General features: G+C 71.6%; 10 protein-coding genes. 7 read left to right on the top strand and 3 right to left on the bottom strand.

Features of this window, described 5'->3' with window-relative positions:
- Positions 1 to 25: 25 nt before the first annotated feature.
- The 3 genes from Pta02_RS12000 to Pta02_RS11990 form a co-directional block, all read right to left on the bottom strand.
- The gene (locus tag Pta02_RS12000; RefSeq protein ID WP_203874842.1) at positions 26 to 619 is read right to left on the bottom strand and encodes a nucleoside triphosphate pyrophosphatase; all 594 of its coding nucleotides are present in this window, start codon (positions 617 to 619) and stop codon (positions 26 to 28) included.
- 92 nt (positions 620 to 711) lie between these two features.
- Positions 712 to 1,569 (bottom strand): hypothetical protein, encoded by an 858-nt coding sequence (locus Pta02_RS11995; RefSeq protein WP_203874841.1) that lies wholly within the window; start codon positions 1,567 to 1,569, stop codon positions 712 to 714.
- A 225-nt stretch (positions 1,570 to 1,794) separates the two neighbouring features.
- Positions 1,795 to 2,532 carry a peptidyl-tRNA hydrolase gene (locus Pta02_RS11990; RefSeq protein WP_203874840.1) on the bottom strand — a complete coding sequence of 246 codons (738 nt, stop codon included), beginning with the start codon at positions 2,530 to 2,532 and terminating at the stop codon, positions 1,795 to 1,797.
- A 667-nt stretch (positions 2,533 to 3,199) separates the two neighbouring features.
- On the opposite strand from Pta02_RS11990, the gene Pta02_RS11985 reads away from it, so the two are divergent.
- The 7 genes from Pta02_RS11985 (at position 3,200) to Pta02_RS11955 (ending at position 14,683) form a co-directional block, all read left to right on the top strand.
- Entirely contained in the window at positions 3,200 to 4,948 is a 1,749-nt protein-coding gene (locus tag Pta02_RS11985) for an ABC transporter family substrate-binding protein (RefSeq protein ID WP_203874839.1), read from the top strand.
- A 139-nt stretch (positions 4,949 to 5,087) separates the two neighbouring features.
- Entirely contained in the window at positions 5,088 to 6,596 is a 1,509-nt protein-coding gene (locus tag Pta02_RS11980; protein ID WP_203874838.1) for an ABC transporter permease, read from the top strand.
- Between the two features lie 19 nt (positions 6,597 to 6,615).
- Complete coding sequence (locus tag Pta02_RS11975) at positions 6,616 to 7,596, top strand: ABC transporter permease (protein ID WP_203874837.1); 981 nt, start codon at positions 6,616 to 6,618, stop codon at positions 7,594 to 7,596.
- Positions 7,596 to 8,771, top strand: a complete 1,176-nt coding sequence (locus tag Pta02_RS11970) for an ABC transporter ATP-binding protein (RefSeq protein WP_203874836.1) — start codon at positions 7,596 to 7,598, stop codon at positions 8,769 to 8,771. Before Pta02_RS11975 ends, Pta02_RS11970 begins: the two co-directional genes overlap by 1 nt.
- Positions 8,768 to 9,802: an ABC transporter ATP-binding protein gene (locus tag Pta02_RS11965; protein ID WP_203874835.1), complete on the top strand. Its 1,035-nt coding sequence runs from the start codon at positions 8,768 to 8,770 to the stop codon at positions 9,800 to 9,802. The genes Pta02_RS11970 and Pta02_RS11965 overlap by 4 nt, the downstream gene beginning before the upstream one ends.
- 92 nt (positions 9,803 to 9,894) lie before the next feature.
- Positions 9,895 to 13,122 (top strand): AfsR/SARP family transcriptional regulator, encoded by a 3,228-nt coding sequence (locus Pta02_RS11960; RefSeq protein ID WP_203874834.1) that lies wholly within the window; start codon positions 9,895 to 9,897, stop codon positions 13,120 to 13,122.
- Positions 13,123 to 13,153: 31 nt separating this feature from the next.
- Positions 13,154 to 14,683: an MFS transporter gene (locus Pta02_RS11955; RefSeq protein ID WP_203874833.1), complete on the top strand. Its 1,530-nt coding sequence runs from the start codon at positions 13,154 to 13,156 to the stop codon at positions 14,681 to 14,683.
- Positions 14,684 to 14,742 lie beyond the last annotated feature (59 nt).

The following is a 14,742-nucleotide window of genomic DNA, read 5'->3' as shown; positions in this document are numbered from 1 at the left end:
CCGTTCCGAGGTCCACAGGGGTGGGTCAGGGGCGGGGCCAGAGGGTGGGGACGGAGACGCCGAGGGTGGCCAGGAGGCGGCGCAGGAGGGGCAGGGAGAGGCCCAGGACGTTGCCGTGGTCGCCGTCGATGCCGTCGACGAACCAGCCGCCGTGGCCGTCCAGGGTGAAGGCTCCGGCGACGCGCAGCGGCTCTCCGGTGGCGACGTAGGCGGCGATCTCCTCATCAGAGGGTGTGCCGAACCGCACGACCGTGGAGCCCACCTCGGCGGCCTCGCGGCCGGTGGCGGTGTCCACCACGCAGTGCCCGGTGAGCAGCCTGCCGCTCCGGCCGCGCATGTCCTGCCAGCGGGCCACGGCCTCCTCCGGCGAGGACGGCTTGCCGTACGCCCTGCCGTCGAGTTCGAGCACCGAGTCGCAGCCGATGACCAGGGCGCCGGTGAGGTCGCGCGCCACGACCGCGGCCTTCGCCTTGGCCAGGGTCAGGGCGAGCTCCGCGGGGGTGCCGGCGGTGACGGCCTCCTCGTCCACACCGCTGACGATCACCTTGGGATCGAGTCCTGCGCTGCGCAGGAGGGCGAGACGGGCGGGCGAGGCGGAGGCGAGCACGATCTGGGTCACGACGCCCGAGCCTACCGGCCGTCGCCGCCCGCCCCGGGAACCCGCACCGGTGACCGGAGTCCCGCTCCCGCGCCGGTCGCCGCCCGCCGGGGTCAGCTCCGGCGGATCGAGGCCATGGCGGTGTTGATGTCCCGCCAGCGCTTGCGCTGGGAGTCGGGGATCGTGACGAACACCATGGCGGGCTTGGCGCCGGGGACCTCGGTCAGGGCGACGGCGGCCATGGAGGAGCGGTTCTTGCCCTTCACCTCGTACTTCACCTGGTAGGCGAGCAGCCAGCCCTCGTCGATCGGCTGTGAGGCGGCCCAGGTGATCCGGGAGCCCTCGGGGTGGTGGTTGAGCGTCCAGCGGGCCGCCAGGAGAGCGGTGTCCTTCACGGTGGCCTGGACCTCGATCGGGACCGGGCAGCTGACGAGCATGGCCCGGTGGCCCGCGCCCTTCACCGCGGGGAGCACCTGCTTGGTCGCGAACGGCGAGGCGCCGAACGGCTTCCAGGGCTCGCCGAACCGGATCAGCGACACACCCGACTTCTCATCCTGGATCCGGCGCTTGGAGGCGTAGGACTTGCCGGGGAGCCGGGCGAGCCGCTTGTCTCCGGGCAGGTCGGGCACCCGGGGGTCGGCCAGGGCCGCGGTCACCGCGCTGCCGTCCGGGGTGGGCTCGGCGCTGGGAGAGGGCGTCGGCTGCGCCGTGGGGGTGGAGGACGGGGTGGAACCGGGCGAGGGGCCCGCGGCAGATGGCGCGGCGATCTGCCCCGGTTCTCCCTCGCCCGGCCGATCGGAGGAGCCGGACGACAGGAATCCGACCACGGCCGCGACCGCGGCCACGATCACCGCGACGGCCGCGGCCAGGATGCGGTAGACCACCCGCATCTGCAGATCGCCGATGCGGGAGCGCCTCGGGGGCGGCGTGGAGGGCGCGGTGACGGGAGGGCTCGCCGTGACCTTGGGCATCTCGGATGTGGCCGCCTCCGCGGCGACATACGACGGACTGACACCCGTCCCTGGAGTCCCTTCGGTACCGCCCAACCCATCGAGCACGATCGGGAGCGTACGACAAATCCCCTTTTCTTGCTTGCAATCCCCATCACACTTCGGGAACGAGTGCTTTCCCCTTCGGGGATTTGCGCCGCTCAGGCCCTCCTCCGGGACGGGACGGGACCCTGGAGCCCCCACGCGTCAGGACGACCTCAGCGGTCCCCATCCGGCCGGCCGGAACCCTCCCCGGCGCAACCACGGCGCGTCCGCCACCACCGTGCACGAGCCCGGCTCGATCTCGGTGAACCCGGCGTCGCGCACCATCGGCAGTCCCGCGCCGGCCAGCTCGGCCCATCCGTCCGGGGTCGCGGTCCGTACGGCGGCCGCCAGCCCGCGCTCACGCCACCACACCCGGGCGTCGTCGCCGCTCCCCCACCAGGCGAGCTGGGCCGCGTGACCCACCTGGGCCATCGCCTTGCCCGCCGACATCGACAGCGCCGGGTTGAGCCAGAGCACCACGCCCTCCCGCCCGGCGGCCTCCGACCCCGACCCCGGCTCCGGCTCCGCGGAGTCCGTCAGCTCGGTCCCGGAGACCTGCAGCCTGGACAGATCCCTGGGCCAGGCGTCCAGGGGGACGGGCGGATGCACGCGGACCTCGGCGGTGCGGTGCGTGACGGTGATGCCGGGCAGGTCCAGCACCCGCCGCCACTCGGCCCCGCGCGCCCGCCGTACCACCTTCCTGATCCCGATGCCCTCCCAGCTCCGCACGGCCTCGGCCCACTCGCCGCCGTCGCGCACGCGCGGGTCGTCCAGGAGCTCCAGCACGGCCTGCGCCGCGGCCTCCAGCGCGTCGCTCCGCTCGGGCGGCGCGGCCCGCTCGATGCGGACCACCAGGGGGAGCACTCTCTGCTCTGTCGCCTCTTCGAACCGGTCTGTCACGCCTTCAAGGATGCCCTCCCGGACGCGGCGACCGCCGCCGGGGACACCGCCGGGCAGGTTCCTCACAAGGATCCACGGGTACGGCTCCGCGGGGCGGGACCTACGTGACCGCACAGGAGGCACCGGTGAGGCCCAATGGACAAAGTTGCTATTAATAGCCAAGTTCTCCTGAAAATGCCATAGGTGGGATGATTCGACTATCCAATCTCACATCAGACAGACAGCGGGAAACCGCTTCACCGTTGTCCCCGCTTGACTCTCACGTCCCACATGCCCCAAACGGACGCCGTGACAGGCAGGTTCGTCGCCGGGATGGACAGAGGGAAGGACAGACACGGAGCGTAAGGAAACACCCGAGTCTGGAAACGGCCCGCAGATGGCAAAAAATCCACACAAACCCCGAAAACCGCCTCTTGTTGGCGCTGCTAGACTACTCTCTGTCATCTCAAATACTGGGACGATTCGGGCAAACGTAACGTTTTTCCTGATCCTCACCTATTGCGGTGTTTCGGGCTTGCCGCCCGAGTTTGTTACAGGTTGGGGCGCTGCCGGTCTCAGGTCTGCAACACCCCTGTCGTCCTACTTGTCCAGAACAGAGTCACGGTGCTCAGCTTTGTTCGACATAGCTGGCGGCTGACCTCAAACCGGATATCTAAGGAGTGCTGCCGTGTTCCACACGCGGACATCTGGCAAGTTTCTAGCAGCAGTCGCGGGAGGTGCGCTCCTGCTGACCGCTTGCGCGGGCAACGACAACCAGGCGGCTAACCCCAGCGCGTCGGGCTCGGCATCGGCTCCTGCCGGGGCGCAGACCATCACCTACGCCTTCGACCAGGAGTTCAGCTCCTACAACGGCAACACCGGCGCGGAGAACGCCTCCCGCAACAACGGCCCGCTGCAGCGCGTGCTCAGCGGCTTCTGGTACTTCGGCGGCGACGGCGCGGTCACCCCGGACAAGGACTTCGGCACCTACGAGAAGACCTCCGACGACCCGCTGACCGTCAAGTACACGATCAACCCGAACGCGGTGTGGTCGGACGGCACGCCGATCGACTGTGACGACCTGATGCTCGCCTGGGCCGCGAACTCGGGCAAGATCAAGGGCTTCTCCAGCGCCGGCACCACCGGCTGGGAGCTCACCTCCACCCCCGACTGCGAGAAGGGCGGCAAGGAGGTCACCCACACCTACTCCGAGCCGTTCGCCGACTGGCACGGCGCCCTCTACTCCGTGGGCCAGATCATGCCCGCCCACGTGGTGGAGAAGAAGGGCAACATCTCGGAGGACGAGCTCATCGCCGCCGTCAAGGACGGCGACGCCAAGAAGCTCGCCGAGGCGATCAAGTTCTACAACGACGGCTGGGTCATGAAGGGCACGCTGCTCAGCGAGGACCTGATCCCGTCGTCCGGCCCGTACAAGCTCTCCAAGTGGGACGCCGGTCAGTCGCTGACCTTCGCCGCCAACGACAAGTACTGGGGCGCCAACAAGGCCGCCACCCCGACGATCGTCGAGCGCTTCATCGCCCTGGACCAGCAGGCCCAGGCGCTGCAGAACGGCGAGGTCAACATCGTCTACCCGCAGCCGGGTCCGGACGTGCTCAACCAGCTGAACGCCCTGGAGGGCGTCACGGTCAAGAGCGGTGACCAGTTCTTCTACGACCACCTGGACTTCAACTTCGACTCCAGCCCGTTCAAGGACCGCGACCTGCGTGAGGCCTTCGCCAAGTGCGTGCCCAGGCAGCTGATCGTGGACAACCTGATCAAGCCGATCAACCCGAACGCGAAGATCCTGCAGGCCCGCATCACCGCCAGCACCCAGGCCAGCTACCCCGAGATCGTTGCCGGCATCGGCGGCGAGGAGAAGAAGTACGACCAGGTCGACATCGCGGGTGCCAAGGCCCTGCTGGAGAAGGCCGGCAAGACCAACCTCGAGGTCAAGATCGGCTACCAGAAGCCGAACCCCCGCCGCACCTCGGTCGTCCAGCTGATCGCCGACTCCTGCGGCCAGGCCGGCTTCAAGATCGTTGACAACGGCGCCGACGACTTCTTCGGCAACGGCCTCGCCAACAACACCTACGACGTCGCCCTGTTCGGCTGGATCGGCTCCGACCTGGTCAGCGGCACCACCTCGACCTACACCACCGCCAAGAAGTGCGACAGCGAGAACAAGGGCAACAACAACGGCTGCTACTCCAACAAGAAGGTGGACGAGCTGCTGAAGAAGGTCAACGCCACGACCGACAAGGCCGCCCAGACGCCGCTGCTCGCCGAGGCCGAGAAGATCATGTGGCAGGACCTGGCCACCATCCCGCTCTACGAGAACCCGAACCTGACCGCGTGGTCGGAGGGCATCAACGGCGTGGTTCCGAACCCGACCCAGGCCGGTATCGCCTGGAACATGGACAAGTGGAGCATGAGCTAGTCCATCCGCTCAACCGCTAGCCGTCCAGGCGGTTGACGGAGCATCATCCACCACAGGGTCGAGACCGGGAAGGCCACAAGCCCTCTCGGTCCCGGCCCTGATCCACGCAGTCCCTCTTCCACGAACGGGAGGTGGCGAAGTGATCGTCTTCATCGCGCGGAGACTGGTCATCTCGTTCTTCGTCCTCCTGGCGGCGACCTTCATCATCTACGTCCTCACGGCGCTCTCGGGTGACCCGCTGGAGGACCTCCGCCAGGACAACAGCCCTCAGAAAGCGCAGAAGATCGCTGACCGCAGCGAACGGATGCAACTCGACCTCCCCATCCCGGTGCGCTATCTCGACTGGCTGGGCAGGACCGTCCGCGGCGACCTCGGGGTGAACCGGGACGGCCAGGACATCGCGACCATCCTCGGCGACGCCCTGTCGGCGACGCTCCAGCTCGTGCTCGCGGCCACCGTGCTGGCGATCACCGTCGGCGTCATCATCGGCATCGTCTCCGCGCTCCGCCAGTACAGCGGGTTCGACTACACCGTGACCTTCGCGGCCTTCGTCTGCTTCTCGCTGCCGCTCTTCTGGGTGGCGGTCATGCTCAAGCAGTACATGGCCATCGAGTTCAACAACTGGCTGAAGAATCCGGTCATCCCGTTCCCGGTCATCGGCCTGCTCGCACTGCTCGGCGGCCTGATCTTCGGCGCGCTCACCACGGGTGACCGCAAGCGGCGCCTGATGGCCTTCGCCGTCGGCTTCGTGATCAGCGGCGCGCTGTTCACCGTCCTGTCGTCGACCCGCTGGTTCGCCGACCCCGGCCTGGGCCTGCCCCTCATCCTCGCCTTCGGCCTGGCCTCCGCGGTCGGCTTCACGGCCCTGTCCGCGGGCCTGCAGTACCGCGGCCCGCTGTACGCGGCCCTGGCCGCCGCCGTGATCGGCGCCATGTGCTCGGAGCTGCTGAACCCCCTGCTGATCGACCCCACCTGGCTGGAGATCGGCGGCCTGGTCCTGCTGACCGTCGCGGTCTGCGTCGGTCTCGGCTACGGCCTGGGCGGCCTCCAGCGCCGGCAGGCGATCATCGCCACGGTGCTGACCGGCCTGTTCACCGGCGGGATGGTCTTCCTCGACCGGATGCTGCAGGCGTTCGCCTCCTACAGCGCCTCCGTGCGCGGCCGCCCCATCTCCACGATCGGCGCCCGCACCCCCAACTACACCGGCGACTTCTGGCAGCTGAACCTCGACTCGGCCGGCCACCTGCTGCTGCCGAGCATGGCGCTCATCCTGATCTCTCTGGCGACCTACACCCGCTACAGCCGGGCGAGCATGCTGGAGGTCATGAACCAGGACTACGTCCGCACCGGCCGGGCCAAGGGACTGCCCGAGCGCACGGTCGTGGTCAAGCACGCCTTCCGCAACGGGCTCATCCCGATCACCACGCTGATGGCCTTCGACTTCGCGGGCGTGATCGGCGGCGCCGTGGTCACCGAGACCGTCTTCGGCTGGCGCGGCATGGGCTTCATGTTCACCAAAGGGCTGGAGGAGGTCGACCCGGCGCCGGTCATGGCGTTCTTCCTGGTCACCGGGACCGCGATCGTCATCTTCAACATGATCGCGGACATCCTCTACGCGTATCTCGACCCGCGCATCCGGCTGTCGTGAAAGCATCGGAGAACCACCTATGACACTCAGTGCGCAGGCATCCGGGCCCGACACCGGCGCGGCCCAGGGGATGACGATCGTCGCCCGCACCCAGGGGCAGATGATCCGCCGCCGCTTCTTCCGGCACCGGGCCGCGCTGGCCGGCATGATCCTGTTCGGGTTCGTCGTCGTGCTGTCGTTCAGCTCCATCGGCTTCATGGGGGTCCCCGGCTGGTGGGACAAGAGCTATCTGACCACCGGCGCCCTGGTGAACCAGGGCAAGCCCACGCTCAGCGTGGTCCCCGAGTTCCTCGGCGGGTCGGGCATCCACCTCGGCGAGCACCCGTTCGGCCAGGACGACATCGGCGTCGACTACTTCGCCAAGACCATGCGCGGCACCCAGCAGTCGATCATCGTCGCCTTCCTGGTCGCGATCGTGGCCACCACCGTGGGCACCCTCGTCGGCGCCGTCTCCGGTTACTACCGGGGCAAGACCGAGGCCGTGCTGATGCGCTTCACCGACGTGATGATCACCATCCCGGTGCTGGTGATCGCCGCCGTCGTCGGCCGCCGCTTCGGCGCCAGCGGCGTCGTGGTGCTCGGCGTCTTCATCGGTCTGGTGATCTGGCCGAGCATGGCCCGCCTGCTCCGCGGCGAGTTCCTGTCGCTGCGGGAGAAGGAGTTCGTGGAGGCGGCCCGCGCGCTCGGCACCTCCGCGCGGCGGATCATCTTCCGCCACATCCTGCCGAACACCGTCGGCGTCATCATCGTCTCCGCCACCCTGACGGTGGCCAACGCGGTGCTGCTGGAGTCGGCCCTGTCCTTCCTCGGTCTCGGCGTCCAGGCGCCGGACACCTCGCTCGGACAGTTGATCAACGAGTACCGCACCGCGATGGTGACCCGGCCGTGGCTGTTCTGGTGGCCGGGTATCTTCATCATCGCCATCGCGCTGTCCATCAACTTCATCGGCGACGGTCTCCGCGACGCCTTCGATCCCCGACAGACCCGGGTGCGTGCCTAATGACGACTCCTCCGAACGTGCCGCTCGACCCGCAGGCGCTCGACCCGCAGACGATCGATCCGCACGCCTACGAAGACGCCGCCCACCTGCTCGACTCCGCCGAGGAGGTGCACGTCGGCCGCACCCTGCAGGACGCCCGCCCGCCCTCGCAGGAGGAGATCCTCCGGGTGGAGAACCTCACCGTGGAGTTCCCCACCGAGGACGGCGTGGTGCACGCGGTGCGGGGCGTCTCCTACGGCCTGCGCGAGCGTGAGGTGCTGGGCATCGTCGGCGAGTCCGGCTCGGGCAAGTCGGTCTCGTCCCTGGCGGTCATGGGGCTGCTGCCCAAGAACGCCCGGGTCAAGGGCCGGATCCTCTTCCGCGGCGACGACATGCTGAAGATGTCGGCCCGCAAGCAGCGGGGCCTGCGCGGCCGCAAGATCGCGATGATCTTCCAGGACCCGATGACGGCCCTGAACCCGGTGCACTCGATCGGCGACCAGCTCGCCGAGGCGGTGCTCGCGCACGAGCTGATGCCGCGCAAGACGGCGCTGGCCCGGGCCAAGGAGATGCTCGACCTCGTCGGCATCCCCCAGGCCGAGGCGCGGCTGCGCAGCTACCCGCACGAGTTCTCCGGCGGCATGCGCCAGCGCGCGATGATCGCCATGGCGGTCATCAACAACCCGGACGTCATCATCGCCGACGAGCCCACCACGGCCCTCGACGTGACCGTCCAGGCGCAGATCCTGGAGAAGCTCCTGGAGGTCAAGGACGCGGTCAACGCCGCCATCGTGCTCATCACGCACGACCTGGGCGTGATCGCGGGCATGGCCCACCGGGTGCTGGTCATGTACGCCGGGCGTCCCGTCGAGCTCGGCGACACCGACCCGGTGTTCGAGGAGCCCCGCATGCCGTACACCGCGGGTCTGCTCGGCTCGATCCCCTCGCTGGAGGGCGGCGGCTCGTCCCGGCTGCGCCCGATCAAGGGCACCCCCCCGTCGTTGATCAACCTGCCGACCGGCTGTCCGTTCTCGCCGCGCTGCCCGCTGGCCACGGACGTCTGCCGTGAGCAGGAGCCCCCGCTGGCCGAGACCGACAGCGGCGGGCACTACGCGGCCTGTCACCACTGGGACAAGCTGGCAGCGGTCGAGGACCCGACCGTGTTCTTCCGTACCGAGAGCGAGACCGTGGCATGAGCGTGCAGACCCAGGAGACGCCCGCGCCCCAGCGCGAGCCGGACACCGGCGACCACCTGCTCGAGGTCAAGGACCTGGTGATGAACTTCCCGGTCCGGGGCAGCGGTTTCCTGCGCCGGGTGGTGGCCCACGTGCAGGCCGTCAGCGGCGTCTCCCTCCACGTGGACGGCGGCGAGACCCTGGGCGTGGTGGGCGAGTCCGGCTGCGGCAAGTCCACCACGGGCCGGGCCATCCTGCAGCTGCACAAGCCCACCTCGGGCTCGGTGCGCTTCCAGGGCCGGGAGCTGATCGGCAAGTCGGCCAAGGAGCTGCGGCCGGTCCGGCGTGACATGCAGATCGTCTTCCAGGACCCCTACGCCTCGCTCAACCCGAAGCTGCCGGTCAACGACATCGTCGCCGAGCCGCTGAAGGTCCACGACCTGTGGAAGGACGGCGGTCCCGACCGGGTGGCCGAGCTGCTGCGCCTGGTCGGGCTCAGCCCCGAGCACGGCAACCGCTACCCGCACGAGTTCTCCGGCGGCCAGCGCCAGCGCGTCGGCATCGCCCGCGCACTGGCGCTGGAGCCCAGGCTGCTGATCCTGGACGAGCCGGTCTCGGCGCTGGACGTGTCGGTCCAGGCCGGCGTGGTGAACCTGCTGGAGGATCTGCAGGACCGGCTGGGGCTGGCCTACATCTTCATCGCCCACGACCTGTCGGTGGTCCGCCACATCTCCGACCGGGTGGCGGTGATGTACCTCGGCAAGATCGTCGAGACCGGCCCCCGCGACGATCTCTACGACCGCCCCGCCCACCCGTACACGCAGGCGCTGCTGTCGGCCGCTCCCATGGCCAACCCGAAGGAGGAGCGCGCCCGCGAGCGCGTCATCCTGACCGGCGACGTGCCCAGCCCCCTGAACCCGCCCAGCGGCTGCCGCTTCCGCACCCGCTGCTGGAAGGCCCAGGAGATCTGCGCCGTCGAGGAGCCCGCCCTCGTCGACCGCGGCAACGGCCACCCCGTGGCCTGCCACTTCGCCGAGGTCACCTCCCGCTGAGCGCCGGCGGGCCGTACGGGGTCTCGTACGGCCCGCCCCGCTCCCGCCCGGCGCCGGTCCGCGGCGCCCGGCATCTGAGAGACAATCCACCCATGCGGTTCGGCGTCCTGGGGTCCACCGAGGCCCGGCTCGGCGACGGGCGGCCGGTCGCCGTCGGCGGGCCGCGGCTGCGCGCCCTGCTGGTCCTGCTGCTGCTGGAGGCGGGCCGGCCGGTCACCGCCGAACGGCTGATCGACGGCCTGTACGGCGCCGCCCCGCCCGGCGACCCCGCCAACGCGCTCCAGGCGCAGGTCTCCCGGCTGCGCGCCCTCCTCGGCGACGCGGGCGATGGAGGTCTCCTCACCCGCCATCCCGCGGGCTATCTGATCGACGTCGACCCCGGCGACGTCGACGTCCACCGCTTCGAGCGCCTGGCCGCCGAGGGCCGCGCGGCCCTGGCCGCGGGCGGGCACCGGCGGGCCGCCGCAGTCCTGGACGAGGCGCTCGGGCTCTGGCGCGGCCCGGCCCTGGCCGACGTGGGCGAGGCGCCCTTCGCCGCGGCGCAGGCCGTACGGCTGGAGGAGCTGCGCGTCACCGCCGCCGAGGACCGCGCGGAGGCGGGGCTGGCGCTCGGCCTGCACCGCGACCTCGTGCCGGGCCTGCAGGAGCTGCTGCGGGCCCATCCCCTGCGAGAGCGGCCGGTGGGGCTGCTCATGCGGGCGCTGTACGGCTCCGGCAGGCAGGCCGACGCGCTGGCCGTCTTCGAGGAGTGCCGGCGGCGGCTGGCCGGGGAGCTGGGCACCGACCCGTCGGCCGAGCTGGCCGCGCTCCACCTGGCGATCCTGCGGGCCGACCCGTCCCTGGAGGTCCCGGCGCCCGCGGCGGTCTCCTCCGCGGCCCCCTCTGCGGCCGTCAGGCACGGCCTGCCCGCCCAGCTCACCCCGCTGATCGGCCGCGACGGCGAGCTGGCGCGGATCGCCGCCCTGCTGGCCGAGGCCCGCCTGGTCACCCTGACCGGGCCCGGCGGAACCGGCAAGACCCGCCTGGCCGCCGAGGCCGCGGAGCGCCACCCCGGCGAGGTGTGCTTCGTGGAGCTGGCGCCGCTGGGCGGGGGGCCGGAGATCGCGCAGGCGGTGCTCGGCGCCCTCGGGCTGCGCGAGACCGCCGTGCTGACGGGGCGGGGCGGGCACGCGGCCGTCCCCGATCCCGCGGGCAGGCTGGTCGCGGCGCTCGCCGGCCGGGAGCTCCTGCTCGTCCTGGACAACTGCGAGCACGTCGTCGAGGCGGTGGCGCGCCTCGCCGACCGGCTGCTGTCCTCCTGCCCGGGGCTGCGGGTGCTGGCCACCAGCCGCGAGGCGCTCGGCATCACCGGGGAGGTCCTGCACCCCGTGCCGCCCCTGGCGCTGCCCTCCCCCGGCGTCCCCGCCGACCGGGCGCCCGCGGTGCGGCTGTTCGCCGACCGGGCCCGCGCCGTACGGCCGGACTTCACACTGGACGAGACCACCGCCGAGGCCGTGGTGCGGATCTGCCGGGCGCTGGACGGCCTGCCCCTGGCGATCGAGCTGGCCGCGGCCCGGCTGCGCTCGCTCAGCGCGGCGGAGATCGTCTCCCGGCTGGACGACCGCTTCCGGCTGCTGTCTCGCGGCAGCCGTACCGCCCAGCCCCGGCACCGCACGCTGCGCGCGGTGGTGGAGTGGAGCTGGGACCTGCTGGAGGAGGACGAGCGCGTCCTGGCCAGGCGGCTGACCGTCTTCACCGCCGGAGCCACCCTGGAGGCGGCCGAACGGGTCTGCGGCGTGGACGACACCGACGGCGTCCTGGCCTCCCTGGTCGACAAGTCGCTGGTCGAGGCGGCCGGCGACCGCTACCGCATGCTGGAGACGATCCGCGCGTTCTGCGCCGAGCGGCTGACCGAGGCGGGCGAAGGAGAGCGGATGCGGCGGGCCCACTTCGACTGCTTCCTCGGCCTCGCCGAGACCGCCGACCCCCATCTGCGCGGGGCCGACCAGCTGCGCTGGCTGGCCCGGCTGGACGCCGAGCACGACGACCTGCACGCCGCGCTGCACCGGGCGAGCGCGGCCGGCGACACCGGGGCGGCGCTGCGGCTGCTGGCGGCCCTGACCTGTTACTGGTGGCTGCGCGGCCTGCGCGGTGAGGCGGTCGCACTGGCCCGCGAGCTCCTGGAGCGGATCGGCTCCGGCCCGCCCGCCGGCTTCGCCGACGAGTACGCGCTGTGCGTGATGCTCGTGGCCTCCGGCGGCGGCTCCCACCCCGGGATGGACGCGCACCTGCGGACCACCCGGAAGATCATGGAGGAGCGGGAGTCCGTCCCGCGGCAGCCGTTCATCAGCGTCATGTGGGCGATGATCACCGGCCCGCCCGACGCGGACCTCGCCAAGGAGCTGCGCGACCGGTGGGAGATGTCCGAGAGCATCGATTCCTGGACACGGGCCATCATCCGCTTCGGCGCGGGTTACCTGCGGTTGTTCGAGGGCGACCCCGCCGAGGCCGAGCGCGACTTCGCCGTCGCGCTCGCCGGCTTCCGGGCGCTCGGTGAGCGCTGGGGCCTGGCGCAGACGCTGTCCGGAATGGCCGACCTCGCCGACTGGCGGGGGGACCGCGCCGGATCCGCCGCGCTGACGGACGAGGCCCTGCGCCTGGTCGAGGAGATCGGCGCGGACGTCGACGTGGCCGAGTTGCTGCGCCGGCGTGCCGACGGCAGGGCACGTGACGGTGACCTGGAGGGGGCGCGGGCCGACTACGAGCGCACGGCCGAGCTCGGGCGCCGGGCGGGCGCGTGGGAGGCGGTGGCCGCCGCCCGGCTCGGGTTCGGCGACCTCGCCCGCTTCCGGGGCGACCTGGCGCGGGCGCGGCGCCTGTACGAGGCGGCGCTGGCGGAGTGCTCGGCGGGGTGGTTCGACGCCGAGCACACGCGGGTCCGCGTCCACCTGGCGCTGGCGTGGATCGCCGTGGCGGAGGGCGACGCCGCCGAGGCCCTCGACCTGCACCGCCGCATCCTGGCCACCGGGTTCAACGAACGCGACCGCTGGCTGGCGGCCCGCGTCGCCGAGGGGCTGGCGGGGGTCGCGATGCTGGAGGAGGACGGCGAGCGCGCCGCCCTGCTGCTCGGCGTGGGGTCGGCGCTGCGCGGCGCCTCCGGCGGCGACCCCGAGGTGGAGCGGGTCACCGCGTGGTGCCGCGCCCGGATCGGCGAGGACGCCTACCGGGCCGCCCACGCCCGCGGCGCCGGGCTCGCCCACCACGGCGCGCCCGCCCTCGGCGGCCGGCCCCGGCCGGCGCTGACCGTCATCGGGGAGCAGCTGTCAGCGCTCGGTGAGTGATTCGTCAGCGCCGCCGCCGAGGCTGGGCGCCATGAGAAACGACTCCCGCAAGTGGGGCACGCTGGTCATCGCGTGCCTGGCCATGCTGATGCTCTCCATCGACCTGACCGTGCTGCACCTGGCCACGCCCATGCTGACCGAGGACCTGAACCCGTCGGCGCCGCAGCTGCTGTGGATCGCCGACGTTTACGGCTTCGTACTGGCCGGGCTGCTGGTGACCATGGGCAACCTGGGCGACCGGGTCGGCCGCCGGCGGCTGCTGCTGATCGGCACCGCCGCCTTCGGGGGCGCCTCCCTGCTGACGGCCTACGCGCCCACCCCCGAACTGCTCATCGCGGCCCGCGCGCTGCTCGGCGTGGCGGGCGCCACGATCATGCCCTCGACCCTCTCGCTGGTCCGCAACGTGTTCACCGACTCCAAGGAGCGGACCACCGCGGTCGGCATCTGGAGCAGTGTCGGCGCGGCCGGCTTCGCCCTGGGCCCGCTGGTGGGCGGGGCGCTGCTGAACGAGTTCTGGTGGGGGTCGGTCTTCCTGGTCAACGTGCCGGTGGTGGCGGGGATCATCATCGCCGGTCTGGCCGTCCTGCCCGAGTCGCGCAACCCGAACCCCGGCCGGATCGACCTGGTGAGCGTGCCGATGTCCATCGTCGGCGTGATCGCGGTCATCTACGCGCTGAAGGAGGCCGCCCACGGGGGCGCGGGTCAGGCCTCGGTGATCGTCGCGGCCGTGCTCGGCGTCGTCACGCTCGCCGCCTTCGCCCTGCGGCAGACCCGGCTGGCCGAGCCGCTCATCGACGTCCGGCTGTTCCGCAACCGCGCCTTCTCCGCCTCGGTCGGCTCCGCGATGATCGCCATGTTCGCGATGCTCGCGATGTCCCTCATCTTCGCCCAGTACTTCCAGCTCGTCCTGGGCTGGTCCCCGCTGGTGGCGGGGCTGGCCGGACTGCCCGGCGGGGTGGGGGCGGGCATCGGCGGGGCGGCCGCGGGCCCGCTGATCTCCCGGCTGGGCCGGGCCGGGGTCGTCGCGCTCGGCATGGTCCTGGCCGCCGTGGGCTTCGGCCTCTACAGCCGGGTGGGCACCGAGCTCTCCTACCCCTACCTGGTCGTCGCGATGATCGTCGCCAGCACGGGCATCGGCCTGACCTTCGCCGTGGTCAACGACACCATCGTCGCCAGCGCGCCCCGGGAGCGCGCCGGAGCGGCCGCCGCGATCTCCGAGACCGCCACCGAGATGGGCGGCGCCCTGGGCATCGCCGTCCTGGGCACCGTGCTGAACAGCGCCTACACCGCCAACCTGGTCCTTCCCGCCGACCTGCCCGCCGAGGCCGGCGCACAGGTCGGCGACACCCTGGGCGACGCCCTGCGCACCGCCGCGACGCTCCCGGCCGATCTCGCCTCCTCCGTCACCGGGGCCGCGCGGGAGGCGTTCGTCGAGGGCATGCAGACGACCGTGCTGACCGGCGCGGGCATCCTCCTGGTCCTCGCGGCGGTCGCGCTCTACGCGCTGCGCGGCGTGCCGAAGGAGATCTCCGACGACGTCACCGAGCTCAGCCACGCCTGAGCGCCCCGAGCGCGGGAGAGACTCAGCCGCGGAAGAGACCGCCGCGGACAGCGGGATGC

Origin of the sequence: Paraplanobispora takensis (assembly GCF_016863195.1) — a bacterium.
Taxonomy (GTDB): Bacteria; Actinomycetota; Actinomycetes; order Streptosporangiales; family Streptosporangiaceae; genus Planobispora; species Planobispora takensis.
Note: the sequence above shows the minus strand (reverse complement) of the source record. Positions and strands in the feature narration are given on the sequence as shown.